The 14964-nt window shown below is 61.4% G+C and carries 16 protein-coding genes; 6 read left to right on the top strand and 10 right to left on the bottom strand.

Features of this window, described 5'->3' with window-relative positions:
- Nucleotides 1-109: 109 nt before the first annotated feature.
- From BW979_RS19095 to feaR, 3 genes are all read left to right on the top strand, one after another.
- Nucleotides 110-1609 carry an APC family permease gene (locus BW979_RS19095; protein WP_076385137.1) on the top strand — a complete coding sequence of 500 codons (1500 nt, stop codon included), beginning with the start codon at nt 110-112 and terminating at the stop codon, nt 1607-1609.
- Nucleotides 1554-2174, top strand: a complete 621-nt coding sequence (locus tag BW979_RS19090; RefSeq protein WP_076385135.1) for a DUF3156 family protein — start codon at nt 1554-1556, stop codon at nt 2172-2174. The genes BW979_RS19095 and BW979_RS19090 overlap by 56 nt, the downstream gene beginning before the upstream one ends.
- Before the next feature lie 123 nt (nt 2175-2297).
- Nucleotides 2298-3260, top strand: coding sequence for a transcriptional regulator FeaR (feaR, locus tag BW979_RS19085; protein ID WP_076385133.1), 963 nt, complete (start codon nt 2298-2300; stop codon nt 3258-3260).
- Nucleotides 3261-3410: 150 nt separating this feature from the next.
- Here the strand turns inward: feaR and BW979_RS19080 are convergent, their stop codons facing one another.
- From BW979_RS19080 to BW979_RS19055, 6 genes are all read right to left on the bottom strand, one after another.
- Nucleotides 3411-4178, bottom strand: coding sequence for an SDR family oxidoreductase (locus BW979_RS19080; RefSeq protein ID WP_076385131.1), 768 nt, complete (start codon nt 4176-4178; stop codon nt 3411-3413).
- On the bottom strand, nt 4171-4971 hold the full coding sequence (locus BW979_RS19075) for an SDR family NAD(P)-dependent oxidoreductase (protein WP_076385129.1): 801 nt from the start codon (nt 4969-4971) through the stop codon (nt 4171-4173). Before BW979_RS19075 ends, BW979_RS19080 begins: the two co-directional genes overlap by 8 nt.
- The gene (locus tag BW979_RS19070; RefSeq protein WP_047229914.1) at nt 4964-5785 is read right to left on the bottom strand and encodes a molybdenum cofactor biosynthesis F family protein; all 822 of its coding nucleotides are present in this window, start codon (nt 5783-5785) and stop codon (nt 4964-4966) included. Before BW979_RS19070 ends, BW979_RS19075 begins: the two co-directional genes overlap by 8 nt.
- Before the next feature lie 97 nt (nt 5786-5882).
- Nucleotides 5883-6542: a helix-turn-helix transcriptional regulator gene (locus BW979_RS19065; RefSeq protein WP_047229913.1), complete on the bottom strand. Its 660-nt coding sequence runs from the start codon at nt 6540-6542 to the stop codon at nt 5883-5885.
- 52 nt (nt 6543-6594) lie between these two features.
- Nucleotides 6595-6960 (bottom strand): cupin domain-containing protein, encoded by a 366-nt coding sequence (locus BW979_RS19060; RefSeq protein ID WP_047229912.1) that lies wholly within the window; start codon nt 6958-6960, stop codon nt 6595-6597.
- Nucleotides 6961-7068: 108 nt separating this feature from the next.
- Nucleotides 7069-8367 carry an NAD(P)/FAD-dependent oxidoreductase gene (locus tag BW979_RS19055; RefSeq protein WP_047229911.1) on the bottom strand — a complete coding sequence of 433 codons (1299 nt, stop codon included), beginning with the start codon at nt 8365-8367 and terminating at the stop codon, nt 7069-7071.
- 313 nt (nt 8368-8680) lie between these two features.
- On the opposite strand from BW979_RS19055, the gene BW979_RS19050 reads away from it, so the two are divergent.
- The 3 genes from BW979_RS19050 to hpaR all read left to right on the top strand — a co-directional run bounded on the left by BW979_RS19050 (nt 8681) and on the right by hpaR (nt 11419).
- Nucleotides 8681-9850: a p-hydroxyphenylacetate 3-hydroxylase oxygenase component gene (locus tag BW979_RS19050; protein ID WP_047229910.1), complete on the top strand. Its 1170-nt coding sequence runs from the start codon at nt 8681-8683 to the stop codon at nt 9848-9850.
- 71 nt (nt 9851-9921) lie between these two features.
- On the top strand, nt 9922-10863 hold the full coding sequence (locus tag BW979_RS19045) for a p-hydroxyphenylacetate 3-hydroxylase reductase component (protein ID WP_047229909.1): 942 nt from the start codon (nt 9922-9924) through the stop codon (nt 10861-10863).
- A gap of 133 nt (nt 10864-10996) precedes the next feature.
- The gene (gene hpaR, locus BW979_RS19040; protein ID WP_047229908.1) at nt 10997-11419 is read left to right on the top strand and encodes a homoprotocatechuate degradation operon regulator HpaR; all 423 of its coding nucleotides are present in this window, start codon (nt 10997-10999) and stop codon (nt 11417-11419) included.
- Nucleotides 11420-11558: 139 nt separating this feature from the next.
- Here the strand turns inward: hpaR and hpaI are convergent, their stop codons facing one another.
- From hpaI to BW979_RS19020, 4 genes are read right to left on the bottom strand one after another with little or no spacing between them, the layout of a single operon-like run.
- A complete protein-coding gene (gene hpaI / locus BW979_RS19035) occupies nt 11559-12356 on the bottom strand; it encodes a 4-hydroxy-2-oxoheptanedioate aldolase (RefSeq protein ID WP_076385127.1) in 798 nt (265 codons plus the stop codon).
- A gap of 14 nt (nt 12357-12370) precedes the next feature.
- Nucleotides 12371-13174, bottom strand: a complete 804-nt coding sequence (gene hpaH, locus BW979_RS19030; protein WP_076385125.1) for a 2-oxo-hept-4-ene-1,7-dioate hydratase — start codon at nt 13172-13174, stop codon at nt 12371-12373.
- Nucleotides 13175-13186: 12 nt separating this feature from the next.
- A complete protein-coding gene (locus BW979_RS19025; RefSeq protein ID WP_047229905.1) occupies nt 13187-14491 on the bottom strand; it encodes an MFS transporter in 1305 nt (434 codons plus the stop codon).
- Between the two features lie 50 nt (nt 14492-14541).
- Nucleotides 14542-14934: a 5-carboxymethyl-2-hydroxymuconate Delta-isomerase gene (locus BW979_RS19020; protein WP_047229904.1), complete on the bottom strand. Its 393-nt coding sequence runs from the start codon at nt 14932-14934 to the stop codon at nt 14542-14544.
- Nucleotides 14935-14964 lie beyond the last annotated feature (30 nt).

Raw genomic sequence — 14964 nt, 5'->3', positions numbered from 1 at the left:
CCTGCACGCGACGCCGTTTCGATCAGGGACTGGCTGGGGAAGGCTTGAGCGCCGGCTCCTGGACGGCAGTGGCATCCATACTAAAAATCCGCTTTCGAGGATCTTCACGATGTCGATCAATGACAGGCTCACCGAGCACTTGAACCGGGGTACGGTGGGCTTTCCCACCGCGTTGGCCAGCACCATTGGCCTGATCATGGCAAGCCCGGTGATTCTCACCGCCACCATGGGCTTCGGTATTGGCGGCAGCGCCTTTGCCGTGGCGATGTTGATCGCCGTGGTCATGATGCTGGCCCAGGCGACCACCTTCGCCGAAGCCGCCTCGATCCTGCCCACCACCGGCTCGGTCTACGACTACATCAACTGTGGCATGGGACGCTTTTTTGCAATCACCGGTACGCTGTCGGCCTACCTGATTGTCCATGTGTTCGCCGGGACTGCGGAAACGATCCTGGCCGGGGTCATGGCCCTGGTGAATTTCGAGCACCTCAACACCCTGGCCGAATCGGCGGGTGGCTCCTGGCTGTTGGGCGTGGGGTTCGTCGTGGTCTTCGGCGTGCTGAACGCGTTTGGTGTCAGCGCCTTCGGCCGGGCCGAGATCATCCTCACGTTCGGCATGTGGACGACCCTGATGGTGTTCGGCGTATTGGGCTTGATCGCCGCTCCGGCGGTGGAGCTGGAGGGGTGGTTTGGCGCATCCGTGGTGGGCACCGATCTGGTGACGGTGCTGTCGCTGGTGGGCATGGCCATGTTCATGTTTGTCGGTTGCGAGTTCGTCACGCCACTGGCGCCGGACCTGCGGCGCTCGGCCACGACCATGCCGCGGGCCATGATGCTGGGGTTGTTCGGCGTTGCCACATGCATGTTCATTTATGGCGCGGCGATGAAGCGCCAGGTCGAAAACGTACTGCTCGATGCCTCCAGCGGCGTGCACTTGCTGGACACGCCCATGGCGATTCCGCGATTCGCCGAGCAGGTCATGGGCGATATCGGTCCGATGTGGCTGGGGATCGGCTTCCTGTTTGCCGGAGCGGCGACCATCAACACCCTGATGGCCGGTGTGCCGCGGATTCTGTATGGCATGGCGGTGGATGGTGCGCTGCCGCGGTTTTTCACCTATCTGCACCCGCGTTTCAAGACCCCCGTGCTGTGCATCCTTGTGGCGATGCTGATTCCCTGTCTGCACGCGTTGTGGCTCGGCGGCAATACCGACAACATCATGCATCTGGTGCTGGCTGCAGTGTGTGCCTGGAGTTTTGCCTACCTGTTGGTGACCGTGTCGGTGATCAGCCTGCGGATCCGTCGTCCGGATCTGCCACGGGCCTATCGCTCACCGTTTTTCCCGCTGCCTCAGATCCTGTCCAGTGTCGGCATCGTCATCGGCATGTGGTTCATCACTCCACCAGGCATGAATCCGGCAGACATTTACGTTCCATTCGCGGTGATGCTCGGTGGCACTGCGGCCTACGCCTTGTTCTGGACCCTGGTGGTGCAGAAGGTCAATCCATTCAAGCCCGCGTCGGTGGAAGACGTGCTGGCCAAGGAGTTTTCCCATGAGCCAGGGCAACCTGTCAGCGAGTTTGACGAACGTGCTGCGAAGACTGTCTGAGCTGTTCAGTGCCCACCGCGCCCCGGTCGGTTATCGTCCCGGGGTGACGCTGGAACACTTGCGGCGCAACCTCGGGCTGGCGCGATTCGAGATGTCCGGCCCGGTGACGGCGATGGCCGTCACCGATGATGGTTGCTTGCAGGTGGAGATCGTCGAGCGCACCGAGTCGCAGTTGTTGATGCACCTGGTGATGACCGAGTTCGTGCTGCGCGTGCCTGCGTCGAGAGAGGGCACGGCACGCGTGGAACTGCACCATGGCGGGGCCGTGCGTCGCCAGGGTATTCGTTGTCGGCTCAAGGAAGGGGACAATCAGCTGTCGGCTCGTTTGAAGACGGCGATAGAGGGCGATCCGGCGCTGTACCAAGCCCTCATGCCGCTAGACTTCAAACGCCTGCGCATCGATCTGCAAGACCACCAGTGGTGCGTGCGGCTGGAGCACATGGGCGGCAGTGAGGTGGTGAATCGGATGCCGGCCTTTCGGCGCTACATTGCTTTGAGCCGCGAGCAACGGATTGCCTTGTGGGCGGTCTTGAGCGGCTTGCAAAGGGTGCTGGGAACACTCTGATTTGTGGGCTTTGCCCTGGCATCAATTGTGCTACTGCTCTGGCGATCAGGTACTTGTTGCGTGCATATAGATAACATGTTAACTATTGCCGTACAAAAACAATAAGCCACTGCGGAGAGCGCCATGAGCATGCATCAGGTTGGGCAAGACGGGCTGGAGACCTGGAACCGGGATCTGCGCGCGACTTGCGGCCATTTCGAGACGGAACTGGCCTTTAATCGCGCGCTGTTTATCGGTGAGGTGTCGAATTTCTTCCGTGGCGGTCTTTCCCTCGCCAACTTGCGTACCAACGCTGGCTGTATCAAGCGTCACTCGCCCAATCCCGACCACGATGACGACCAGGATTGCTTCCTGGTCAGTCAGCGCAGTGGATATTCACGCATTACTCAGAACGGCCTGAGCATCCAGCTGGCGCCCGGCGAACTGCTATTGATGGATTCGGTGGGCTCGCTCGAGATCAGCCCGTTCGGCCTGATTGAACACGCGGTGTTGTCTCTGTCCCGCCAGGATGTGTCCAGGAAACTGGGCGGGGAAACCCGGACCTTCGGCAAGATCTCCTCGCGCAAGGCTTGTGGGCGCATGTTGCACGTCTTGATGGATCAGCTGTGCAAGGACACTCCCGACGGTGAGGGCGCCACAGGAGAAGGCGAAGCCTTGCAGAATGCGTTTGTTTCGCTGCTCGGTTCGGCCCTGGAGCAGGGCACCGGATCGGAGGATGACGGCGTTGCGTTGCAAGGCAGTCACTTGCGCAGTTATGTGCAGAAAGTCATCGACGAGTCCCTGGCCCAGCCCGGCTTGAGCCCGGTGGGCCTGGCCAGTCGTCTGAACATTTCGGTGCGCCACCTGTACCGTTTATTCGAAGAACAGGATGACAGCGTCTGCCGCTACATCCAGCGGGCCCGGCTCAAGCGCAGCGCCGATGACCTGACCAATCCGTTCCTGCGGGACGAATCCATCACTTCGATCGCCTACAAATGGGGCTTCACCGATTCGGCCCATTTCAGCCGTTCGTTCAAGAAACAGTTCGAGCTATCGCCCAAGGAATTTCGTGCCAGCCATCTGCAACAGGTACAGGGGGTGGTTTGAGTGGTGGGCGCATTCAGGGTCGGCTCAAGCTGACCCACGGCTATCGCGAGCAGGCTCGCTCCCACAGTGGATGGGGGCTGTGGGAGCAGGGCTGCCGGTGATGACGGCTGCGTCGACATCATCGCCAGCCGACGCACCGCTCCCACACGCTCAAACCTCGGGCAAGGTCGAGCCGCCGTCCACCACCAGGGTTTGTCCGGTCACATACGCGGCCAGGTCCGATGCCAGAAAGAGCATGGCGCCGGCGATGTCGGACGGGGTGCCCAGGCGTCCCAGCGGTACCCGACGGGCGATGTCTTGATTGACCGCATCATCTCCCAGGTTCGCCATGGCCGGTGTCGCGATCATCCCGGGTTCGACGCCGTTGACCCGGATATGCTCACTCGCCAGTTCCAGTGCCGCATTGCGGATGAACCCGTTGACTCCGGCCTTGGACGCCGCATAGTGACTGAGCCCTGGATAAGCCACCCGCGGGCCGGTGACCGAGGAGGTCACCAGCACGCAGCCCTGGCCCTGCCGACGGAACATCGGCAATGCTCCCTGAGTCAGCCAGAACAGCGCCGAAAGGTTGACTGCCAGCGTGCGCTCAAGCATCGCTGGTGTGATCCCGGCAAAGGGTGTCAGGGGAAAGTACCCGGCGTTGTGCACCAGAACATCCAGCCTCCCCAGACGCTGCTCCAGATCAGCCATCAGCGTACTGATCGCCGTTGCATCGGCCAGGTCCACGCCCACGGCCTGCACCTGACAACCTGCAGCGGTCAACTCGCTCGCCACCACCTCGGCCTGTGCCAGGTCCAGGTCAGCGATCACCACACGGCCCCTACGCCAGGCGAAGGCTTCGACGATGGCCCGGCCTATACCCTGGGCACCGCCCGTGACCAGCACCGTTTTTGCGCTGAAATCCAGGTCATCAGGCATCGGTGGCCTCCATCCGGCTGAAGGCCAGGGTTGGTACGTCTACGATGCTGGAGCCACCGTCGGCCACCAATGCCGCGCCAGTGATGATCGAGGCTTGATCCGAGGCCAGGAAGCGACACACATGGGCAATTTCCTGTGCGCTGGCGGGCCTGCGCAATGGCACGTCCGCGCAGACCCTGTCGTAGGCCTGCTGCAGCGTTTCGCCGTGAAACTGCATCAAGACCTGCATTTCCTCATCAGCCATCGGCGTGCGCACCCAGCCCGGGCAGACGGCGTTGACCCGCACCCCGCGCGGGCCGTAATCGCGCGCCAGGGAGCGGTTCAGCCCCAGCAGCGCGTGCTTGGCGGTGGTATAGCCGCAAACTTGCGGGCCTGCCGCCAACGACGCGATGGATGCGATCAGCACAATGTTGCCAGCGCTTTCCTGCAGCAGCGGCAGGCACGCCCGGGCGCTGTAGAAGGCGCTGTCGAGATTGCTGCGCATGGCCGCTTCCCAGGTCTGCGGGCTGGTCTGGGTGGCGCTGCCCAGGCCCATGCCGCCAGCGCAGGCCAGCAGCACATCGAGCCGGCCATAACGCTCGCGGATCTGTGCGACGAAGCCGTCCCAGGTCGTCGGGCACGCGGCATCGCCCACCAGCAACAGGCCGCCTATTTCCTCGGCCAGTTGCGCCAGAGGTTCGCGGCGTCGGCCGATCAGCACCAGGTTGGCGCCGTCAGCGGCATACAACCGGGCGCAGGCGGCACCGATGCCAGTGCCCGCGCCCGTGATCACGATGGTGCGCAATTCAGGCATCGGGATATTCCGTCCGGTTGAGAACCTGGCAGTAGGAACTGACGGGGAAATTGGAAAACTCATCGAAAGACGCGCCGGCATAACCGAAAATCTTGCCGTCGCTGCGGTGCTGCTGCATGTCGATCAGCACCAGGCCCAGGGTCGGGATGATCTTTTCCCGCCAGACGAACAGGTACAACTGATCGGCGATCTTGTAGGTGTCACACCGGTCGGTATCGCACAGGCCCTGTTCGACACCCTTGAGGCACTGCCAGGAATAGAACCGGTCGTTGAGATAGATGTGTTCGTAGACTTCGCTGGGGCTGTAGCGATACAGGTTGCGCAGGCCCACCAGTTCGGTGGTCGGTGCATGTGGGCACAGGCCCTGCTGCCAGGGGCGGTCGAGACTGCCGTGAAGGAACTCCACTTTCACGCCCGTCAGTGGCTGGCCGACCAGCGCGCGGCTGTACAGACCTTCGCGAGTTTGTTCTTGCCCGGGCATGCTGCCGATCACTGCGGTGAACGCCGCGTGAGCGGTATCAAGTACCAGGCTGACCGACCAGGCTTGTGCGCCTTCGTGCTTGACGAAATCCACCAGGTAGAGGCCTGGCCGCACCGACGTGGCCCGATAAGGCGCGGTGCCGCTGGAATGACCATCGGCTGCGTTCCATGACAGGGTTTGCTGTTCGAAACGGTGTTCGATCTGCCAGCCATTGGCGAAATTCAGCGTGAAGGTCTTACCGTTCAGGTCGGCCAGGTTCGGCAGGATGAACGCTTCAGGGGCAAAGCCGTCGGCCAGGGCGCCGACGGTGATCCAGTCTGTAGGTGTGGTCATTGCAAGACTCCGGTTGGATGAGATAACCACCCGGATCATGGCGCCTTGCGCGGGGCTGGCCCATCAACCGAATGGTTGAACCGGCACAGGCAATGGCTTAGAGGAACAGGCTGCTGACCAGCTCGGTTCGATTGCTCACGCCGGTCTTGCGAAACAGGTTGATCAGATGCGTCTTGACCGTGGGCAGGCCGACGTCCAGCTCTCGGGCCAACTCTTTGTTACTGACGCCCTGGCGCAGCAGCAACGCTATCTGGCGTTCCTTGGGGGTCAGGCTACTGAGCGAGTCGTCCTGCGGCGGCAGGTTGGCGACGGCCAGTTGCAGTAACGCTTGCAGCGCTGCGAGCTGCGTCAGTTGCTCGCTGGTGAAGACGCCTTGCTCGGCGGTGCGCAACAAGGAAATAGCCGCTTGAGGCCGACTGCCCCGATGGGCGAAGACTTCCACCACATCCACCACGTCGTAGCGCTGTAAAAAATGGCGGTAGCGATGGCTGTCACGGATTGGCTGGCGGGCCATGGCCAGGCCAAGAGGCACCACGGCCAGGTCGCTGGAAACGTAGTTGCGCGGCTGCAACGGGTCGAACTGGCGATAATTGTCCAGATAGTCGCGATGCATCTCGCCGCTCATGCCATGCAGGCTGAAGTCATGGGCTTGCAACTGTCGGTCGACGCAATAGAAGGCTGCTCGACTGGCGGGGACGAGCTGGGTGAACGCGTGCAGGCAATGGCCGGCGATGTCCTGGGAGGGGATGACGTACATGCTCGCAACCTCCGCCAAGAGGGCTGCCGGTGAATCCGGCAGCCGGGTCCGGTCAGACTACCGCGAAGTAGTGTTTGACAAAACTTTCGCTGACCACTTCCCACAATACCGGCGTACCTTTGGTCACGAACCAGCTGTCGCCGGCCTTGTAGCGGGTGCTCTGGCCGCTGGCTTCATCGGTCAGCACCACTTCGCCAGTGACCACGGTGGCCTGTTCGGCGAACGGATAAACCATTCGGAACTTGCCCTTGGTCGTGCCGAAGTAGGCGCTGCTGACCGCATCGGTGGGGGCGCCGAAGGTCATTTTGCCGAAGGCTTTGACTTCGCCTTCGAGAATCTGCGAACCGAGATCGGCGACGGTGCCCCAGGCGTCCAGGTCGGACAGCTGGATGTCTTTCTTGAGGTTGATAAGGGGCATGGCAGTGACTCCTGATGAGTGAAAAAAACAGCGGGTATGTATGTCTAGTACCGGTCCGTGAAGGCGCTGGGATCTGTGGGAGCGCCTAACTGACTGGCATCATGGCCATCAGCGACGGCCATTCCAGTAACCCGACAGCTGGTGCCAGGACTTGCCGGCGGTCAGCAGTAGTGGACGGATGGCGTCCTTGCCGATGATGGTCGGACGCCTGACGGAGCTGACCAGGTCGTAGCGCGCCGAGCCTTCGCTCATGCCTTCGGCCAGCACCTTGCAGATGATGTGGCTGGGGGTGACGCCAAAGCCTGAATAGCCCTGGACGAAAAACGCATTGCTGCGGCCGGGCAGGGTGCCGATCTGCGGAAACAGGTTCGGGCTGCACGCCATCGGGCCGCCCCAGGCCAGGTCGATCTTCACGTCCTTGAGGTACGGGAAAATCTTCAGCATCAGGCGCCGATTCCAGGCCTTGAGGTCCTGGGGGATGTGTTCTATCAACGGCGTCGCCGCACCGAACAGCAGGCGGTTTTCATTGGTGACGCGGTAGTAGTCGATCACCGGGCGAATATCGCTGTAGGCGCCGCGAATCGGGCTGATGCGCTGGATCAGCTCCTCCGACAATGGCTCGGTCATCATCTGGAAGGCATAGGTATTGATGGTCGAGCGATGCAGCTCCGGCTCCAGTTTGTTGAGGAAGCTGTCGCAGGCCCACAACAGCTTGCTGGCCTTGACCGAGCCACGCCCGGTGCGCACGGTGATGCGCTCGCCGTAGCTGACTTCCAGGGCCGGACTGTTCTCGAAAATCCGCACGCCGTGGCTGACCAGTGCCTTGGCTTCGCCCAGCAACAGGTTCAGCGAATGCACGTGCCCGCCGCCCATGTGCAGCAATGCACTGCTGTAGGCCTTGGACCCGATGATTTGCTGCACGTCGGAACCGCCGAGAAAGCGGATCTCATGCTTGCTGTTGATCGACTTGAAGTCTTTTTCCCAGGCCCGCAGGGTTTTTTCCTGGCGAGCGTTGAAGCCCATGTAGCCGTAGCCATGGCAGAAGTCGGCATCGATGTCGTACTTGGCGATGCGGTCCTTGATGATGTCCGCGCCCAGATCGCTGATCTCGAAGACCTGCCGCAGCCCGTCTTCTCCCACATCCTTCTTGATTTTTTCCAGGTCATGGCCGATGCCGGCCATGATCTGCCCGCCATTGCGCCCGGTGCCGCCGAACCCCAGGTAACGCGCCTCCAGCACCACGATATTGGTAATGCCTTTTTCAGCGAGTTCCAGCGCGGTATTGATGCCGGAGAAACCGCCGCCAATCACCACGACGTCGGCTTCCACGTCCTGTTCCAGGGTTGGGAAACTGAGGTTGTATTTCTTGGTGGCGGTGTAATAGGTGGGCGTTTCGATATTGATCATGACGCAACCTGACAAAGTGAAAAGAAACGCCGTGACAAGCGCCTTCGCAAGACACTGCACGCGATGGCCCTATTAAGAGCCCTGGTGCTGGCGCCTGTCTTGATCATCCGTGCCGGCGGATTTGATCGAGCGCGCCATGGCAGTGAAGGTCGCACCGTGGAAAGTACAATCTTGGGTCTGGAAGGTGCATTTTTCAGTTGCCCCGGATTACCCATACTGAACGGGCCTTAATCACTGATTCCGCCATTCCTGCACCACCGGGTTGCCGGGCAAAGGCGGGATCGGCAGATGCCAATAATAAAAGAGCCCGTCCATGAAAAAGCCAAATCCGTTGCTCGAAGACCTCAAGCCTATCCTGCCGGTCATTGCCGCCAATGCCTTCCAGGCAGAGAAGGACCGTAGCGTTCCTGTCGAAAATATAGCCTTGCTCAAAGGTATCGGCATGCACCGGGCTTTCCAGCCGAAAAAGTACGGCGGCATGGAAATATCGCTACCGCAGTTCGCCGACTGCATCGCGTTGCTGGCCGGCTCCTGCGCCAGCACCGCCTGGGCCATGAGCCTGTTGTGCACCCACAGCCATCAATTGGCAATGTTCCCGGCCAAAACCCAGGAAGAAGTCTGGGGTGACGATCCCGATGCGACTGCCAGTAGCAGCATTGCACCTTTCGGTCGCACCGAGGAGGTCGAGGGCGGTGTGATGTTCAGCGGCGAAATGGGCTGGAGCAGCGGCTGTGACCATGCCGAGTGGGCGATCGTGGGATTTCGCCGCAAAAATGCCGAAGGAACCCAGGACTATTGCTTCGCGGTGCTGCCTCGCAGCGATTATGAAATCCGCGATGACTGGTACGCGGTAGGCATGCGCGGCAGTGGCAGCAAGACCTTGATCATCGACAACGCGTTTGTGCCGGAACACCGGATTCAGAAAGCCAAGGACATGATGGAAGGCAAATCCGCCGGGTTTGGCCTGTACCCCGACAGCAAGATTTTCTACTCGCCGTATCGCCCGTATTTCGCCAGCGGTTTCTCCACCGTGAGCCTGGGTGTGGCGGAACGCATGCTGGAGGTTTTTCGCGAGAAAACCCGAACCCGCGTGCGCGCCTACACCGGCGCGGCGGTCGGCGCCGCCACTCCAGCGCTGATGCGCCTGGCCGAGTCCACTCATCAGGTGGCGGCGGCCCGGGCGTTTCTGGAGAAAACCTGGCAAGAGCATGCCGAGCACAGTGAGCGCCACCAATACCCCAGCCGCGAAACCCTGGCGTTCTGGCGGACCAACCAGGGGTACGCCACCAAAATGTGCATTCAGGCAGTGGATCGCCTGATGGAGGCAGCCGGGGGTGGCGCCTGGTTCGAGACCAATGAACTGCAACGACTGTTCCGCGATGCCCATTTGACCGGTGCTCACGCCTACACCGACTACGACGTCTGCGCGCAGATTCTGGGCCGTGAACTGATGGGCCTGGAGCCCGACCCCACCATGGTTTGACCGCCTGCTCGCTGAGCCTGGCTCATATAAAAACAATTGAGGCCGTCGACTGAGGCGGCCGGGAGTCTTGTATGTCTGATGTGTGCGATAGCGCTTTCGACACCCGTGCGTTTCGCCGGGCCCTGGGTAACTTTGCCACTGGCGTGACCGTGGTCACCGCGGCCGCCGAAGATGGTCGCAAGGTCGGTGTGACGGCCAACAGTTTCAACTCGGTGTCCCTGGATCCGCCGCTGATTCTCTGGAGCATCGACAAGCGCTCCAGCAGTCACGGTGTGTTCGAGGCCGCCAGCCATTTTGCGGTGAACGTGCTGGCCGCCGATCAGATCGACCTGTCGAACAACTTCGCTCGGCCCAAGGAGGATCGGTTCGCCGAGATCCAGTTCGAGGCCGGGGAGGGAGGTGCTCCGGTGTTTGTCGATTGCTCGGCGCGTTTTCACTGTGAAAAATTCCAACAGGTCGATGGCGGTGATCACTGGATCATGATCGGTAAAGTCGTGGCGTTTGATGATTACGGCCGCTCACCGTTGCTCTATCACCAGGGCGCCTACTCGATGATCTTGCCCCACACCCGCATGACCAAACGGGAGGAGGGACAGTCCCCCAGCAGTCACTTCCAGGGCCGTTTGAGCCACAATCTGTATTACCTGATGACCCAGGCGCTGCGGGCCTATCAGGCCAGTTACCAGCCGCGCCAGCTGTCCACCGGGCTGCGCACCAGCGAAGCACGGATGTTGATGGTGCTGGAAAACGATGCAGGGCTGAACCTGTGCGACCTGCAACGGGAAGTGGCGATGCCGGCGCGTGAGATCGAAGAGGCCGTGGCTAACCTCAAGCGCAAGGGCCTGGTCACCGATGAGGGCGAGCGAGTGCGTCTGACCGTCAAGGGCGTGGACGAAACCGAAGGACTCTGGGCAATTGCCAAGGAGCAGCAGGACAAGGTATTCGGCCAGTTCAGCGAGCAACAGGTGGAGCATTTCAAGGCCGTGCTCAAAGGCGTCATCAAAGGCGCTTGAGTTGTTACAGGGGTTCAAGCGCGACACTCAGCCTTGTGGCGAGGAGAGAAATCCCTTCGCCCCAAGGTAACTTGGCGCCGAAGCTGTTAAGATTTAGTTAACTCATTAACTAAATTTCCTCGCGAACACACCTATGCCCAAACCGCGCCAATCCTTGACCCTCACCCTTCTACAGGCCCGTGAAGCGGCCATGGGTTTTTTCCGTCCCTCCCTCAACCAGCACGGTTTGACCGAACAGCAATGGCGAGTCATCCGTATCCTCAGCCAGCACGACGAGCTGGAGATCAATCGCCTCGCTGAACTGGCCTGCATTCTCAAACCGAGCATGACCGGCGTGCTGACGCGCATGGAAGCGGCGGGCATGGTGGAACGGCGCAAGGCCGAACAGGATCAGCGGCGGGTGCTGGTGCGCCTGGCGCCGCAGGGGCAGGCGAGCTTCGATTCGATGAGCCAGAGCATGGAAGAGAATTACCAGCGTTTGCAGGGCAAGTTGGGGGAGCAGAAGTTGCAGACGTTACTGGAGTTGCTCAATGACCTGAAAGCGATCAGGCGTTGAGATCCCGGGTTGGTTAACTTCTGTGGGAGCAAGGCTTGCCCGCGATGAAGGCACTGCGGTCTCTCAGAAACCGAGGTGCCGGTTTCGCGAGCAAGCTTTGCTCCCACAGGCCCCCTCGCCACAGAGGTTTGTGTTGCTATCAGTACACACCGCTAGCCGCAGGTTTTGGTGTGTCTTTGAACGTCGCCGCAAGGCTTTGCAAACCGCGCATCAACACGGTTGTATCCACCCCCACCGCGACAAACCCAGCGCCCAGCTCGATATAACGCCGGGCGAGCTTTTCATCGGCGCTGAGAATCCCGGCCGCTTTGCCGGCCTGGCGGATGCGGGCGATGGCGTCCTCGATGGCGGCTTGCACGGTCGGATGCCCGGGATTGCCACGAAAACCCATGGACGCGCTCAGATCCGCCGGACCTATGAAGACCCCGTCAACACCTTCCACTGCGGCGATGGCATCCAGGTTGGCCAGGCCCTCGCGGCTTTCGATCTGCACCAGCAGGCACATCTGTTCGTCGGCCTTATCGAGGTAACCGGCAATACTGTTCCAGCGTGATGCACGGGCCAGCGCACTGCCGACGCCTCGGACGCCTTGAGGCGGGTAGTGAATGGCGCGCACCAGTTCGCGAGCCTGGCCGGCGCTTTCGACCATCGGCACCAGCAAGGTTTGCACACCGATGTCGAGCACCTGTTTGATCAATGCGGTGTCGCCGACCACCGGGCGGATCACCGGTTGGCTGGGGTAGGGGGCCACGGCCTGGAGCTGGCCGAGCATCCCGCGCACATCATTGGGCGCGTGTTCGCCGTCGATCAGCAACCAGTCGAAGCCGGCGTTGGCCGCCAGTTCCGCACAGTAGGCGTCGGCCAGGCCCAGCCACAGGCCAATCTGCGCCTCACCGCTGCGCAGCCGTTGCTTGAAGGTATTGATGGGCATGTCCATGAGTCAGTCTCCGATCAGACGAAACGGCAAGCGATGGAACCGAGCATGTCGTAGTCGACATGGAAGGTATCCCCCGGGTTGGCCGCCACGGGACGGGTGAAGGAGCCACCTAGAATGATTTGTCCCGGCTGCAGGGTGACGTCGTAGGCCGCCAGTTTGTTCGCCAGCCAGGCCACGCCTTTGGCCGGATGATTGAGCACCGCCGCCGAGACGCCGGATTCTTCGATCACGCCGTTGCGGTAGAGCACCGCAGGCACCTTGCGCAGGTCGATTTCAGTGGGGCGCACCGCGCGCCCGCCCATGACCACGCCGGCGTTGGCGGCATTGTCGGAGATGGTGTCGAAGACTTTGCGGGTGGCCTTGCTTTGTGGATCGATCTGCTGGATGCGGGCATCAATGATTTCCAGTGCCGGGATCACCCATTCGGTGGCGTCCAGCACGTCGAATACCGTCACGTTCGGGCCTTTCAACGGCTTGCCGAGGATGAACGCCAGTTCCACTTCTACCCGGGGCACGATGAAACGCTCGAACGGGATGTCGGTGCCCTCGTCGAAGAACATGTCATCGAGCAGGGCACCATAGTCCGGCTCAGTGATGTTCGACGAGACCTGCATGGCCCGGGAGGTCAGGCCGATCTTGTGGCCGACCAGCTTGCGGCCGTCCTTGATCTTTTGCGCAACCCAGGCGCGCTGGATGGCGTAAGCGTCGTCCAGGGTGATATACGGATGGTCGAGGGAAAACTGCCGCACCTGTTCGCGCGAACGTTCTGCGTGGTCGAGGCGGGCGGCGGCCTGCTGGATGAGGTTTTGATCGAGCATGAAGAGCATCTCTTATTGAGGGTTGACGATGGCGGCCTGGGTGCGAAGCACCAGCAGGCCCCCCACGGCGATGAGCAGCGCCAGCACATAAAGGGCCAGGCTGGCGCTCTGGGTGGTGTCGCGCATCCAGCCGATCAGATAGGGCGCCAGGAATGAGGCAATGCTGCCGAAGGAGCTGATCAGTGCGATGCCGGCGGCCTGGGTGCTGTTGGACAGGAAGGCCGGCGGCAGTTGCCAGAACATCGGCAACGCTGCACTGGCACCCATACCCGCGATGATCAGGCCACCCAGTACCAGGGTTGGGCTGGTGGGTGAGAGACCGGCGATGGCAATGCCTGCCGCCGCCATCAGCAGCGGTACGCAGAGGTGCCAGCGCCGTTCGCGATGGCGGTCTGACGAACGGCCGCAGCCGATCATGAAAAAGCAGCCGGCCAGATACGGCACGGCGCTGAGCAATCCAACCTGACCGTCGCTGCCGATTCCGGCGCCGTGAATCAACGTGGGCATCCAGAAAGCCAGGGTGTTCACCGCCAGCATCACGGCGAAATACACCGCCACCAGCAACCAGACCTGCGGGTTGTTGAGAATCGCCGAGAACGAGGTGATGGATTTGCGTTGTTCTTCGACGCTCAGTTGCGCGCGCAGTTGCTGTTTGGCTTGCGGTGTCAGCCAGTTGACCGTCTCGAAACTGTCCGGCAGGCACTTGAGCACCACCAGGCCGAGCAGAATCACCGGCAGCCCTTCGATGACGAACATCCACTGCCAGCCGCGCAGGCCACCGAAGTCATGGAAGTGTTCAAGGATGCCGCCCGACAAGGGCCCGCCAATCACGCCGGCCATCGGCACGGCAATGGCAAACAGCGCGGTCACCTGGGCGCGGCGTCGTGCCGGGTACCAACGGTTGAGAAAGACCAGAATGCCCGGGAAGAACCCGGCTTCGGCCACCCCCAGCAGAAAGCGCAACACGTAGAACCCGGCGGCGCTTTCGATCAGGAACATGCCGGTGGACAAAGCCCCCCAGACCACCATCAGCGTGGCGATCCAGCGGCGCGGGCCGACCCGGTCCAGGGCGATGTTGCTTGGCACGCCGAACAGCGCGTAGGCGATGAAGAACAGGCCCGCGCCGAAGCCATAGACCGTGTCGCTAAACTGCAGGTCGGCGCTCATCTGCATCTTGGCAAAGCCAATGTTGATGCGGTCCAGGTGGGCGAAAAGGTAGCAGACCAACAGCAATGGCATCAGTCGCCAGGTGACGGTGGCATGGGTGCGGTCGTGGGCGATTGTGCCGGCAGTGTCGGCGGTATTGGCTGTGCTCATGATTTTGTACTTTTTGTCAGAGAGGCCGAAGGGCGAACGGGCAGGCGGGTTTAATGGGCCTGGGCGTTGAGGAAGGCGTGAACGTTGTTGGCCTTGAAGTTGAGCTGTTCGTGCAGCTCGATCATCTCGAACGACAGCGCCAGCAAGCGCTGGGCCTGGAGTTCGGCGAAGTGCGCCGTGATCACTTCAAAGAGCTTTTGCGCCACTTTCTGGCGGGTAGCCAGGTCACGGCCATGGCCGACCTTCAAGGTCATGTGGACGAAGGCATAGTCGTGCTTGCCGTCGGCCATGCGCCAGGTATCCAGGCGCACACCACGGCTGCGGATACCACCCAGGGGAAACACACCGCTGTCACCCAGCAGGGTGTGAACCTTTTCAAACAGACCGGGCAGATCGGCTTGTTGTTCGATGTTGTCGGTGTATTCGGCAATGAAGTGGGGCATGGAGGCCTCCTGCGTCGGCAGCTGTGAGTG

The organism is Pseudomonas sp. A214 (assembly GCF_900156295.1).
Lineage (GTDB): Bacteria > Pseudomonadota > Gammaproteobacteria > Pseudomonadales > Pseudomonadaceae > Aquipseudomonas > Aquipseudomonas rhizophila.
The sequence above is the reverse complement of the archived record's forward strand: the minus strand, read 5'-3'. Positions and strand labels throughout refer to the sequence as shown.

Coding starts and splice junctions, on each gene's coding strand:
- BW979_RS19095 (WP_076385137.1), top strand. CDS start 110: ATGTCGATCAATGACAGGCTCACCGAGCACTTGAACCGGGGTACGGTG.
- BW979_RS19090 (WP_076385135.1), top strand. CDS start 1,554: ATGAGCCAGGGCAACCTGTCAGCGAGTTTGACGAACGTGCTGCGAAGA.
- feaR (WP_076385133.1), top strand. CDS start 2,298: ATGAGCATGCATCAGGTTGGGCAAGACGGGCTGGAGACCTGGAACCGG.
- BW979_RS19080 (WP_076385131.1), bottom strand. CDS start 4,178: ATGCCTGATGACCTGGATTTCAGCGCAAAAACGGTGCTGGTCACGGGC.
- BW979_RS19075 (WP_076385129.1), bottom strand. CDS start 4,971: ATGCCTGAATTGCGCACCATCGTGATCACGGGCGCGGGCACTGGCATC.
- BW979_RS19070 (WP_047229914.1), bottom strand. CDS start 5,785: ATGACCACACCTACAGACTGGATCACCGTCGGCGCCCTGGCCGACGGC.
- BW979_RS19065 (WP_047229913.1), bottom strand. CDS start 6,542: ATGTACGTCATCCCCTCCCAGGACATCGCCGGCCATTGCCTGCACGCG.
- BW979_RS19060 (WP_047229912.1), bottom strand. CDS start 6,960: ATGCCCCTTATCAACCTCAAGAAAGACATCCAGCTGTCCGACCTGGAC.
- BW979_RS19055 (WP_047229911.1), bottom strand. CDS start 8,367: ATGATCAATATCGAAACGCCCACCTATTACACCGCCACCAAGAAATAC.
- BW979_RS19050 (WP_047229910.1), top strand. CDS start 8,681: ATGAAAAAGCCAAATCCGTTGCTCGAAGACCTCAAGCCTATCCTGCCG.
- BW979_RS19045 (WP_047229909.1), top strand. CDS start 9,922: ATGTCTGATGTGTGCGATAGCGCTTTCGACACCCGTGCGTTTCGCCGG.
- hpaR (WP_047229908.1), top strand. CDS start 10,997: ATGCCCAAACCGCGCCAATCCTTGACCCTCACCCTTCTACAGGCCCGT.
- hpaI (WP_076385127.1), bottom strand. CDS start 12,356: ATGGACATGCCCATCAATACCTTCAAGCAACGGCTGCGCAGCGGTGAG.
- hpaH (WP_076385125.1), bottom strand. CDS start 13,174: ATGCTCGATCAAAACCTCATCCAGCAGGCCGCCGCCCGCCTCGACCAC.
- BW979_RS19025 (WP_047229905.1), bottom strand. CDS start 14,491: ATGAGCACAGCCAATACCGCCGACACTGCCGGCACAATCGCCCACGAC.
- BW979_RS19020 (WP_047229904.1), bottom strand. CDS start 14,934: ATGCCCCACTTCATTGCCGAATACACCGACAACATCGAACAACAAGCC.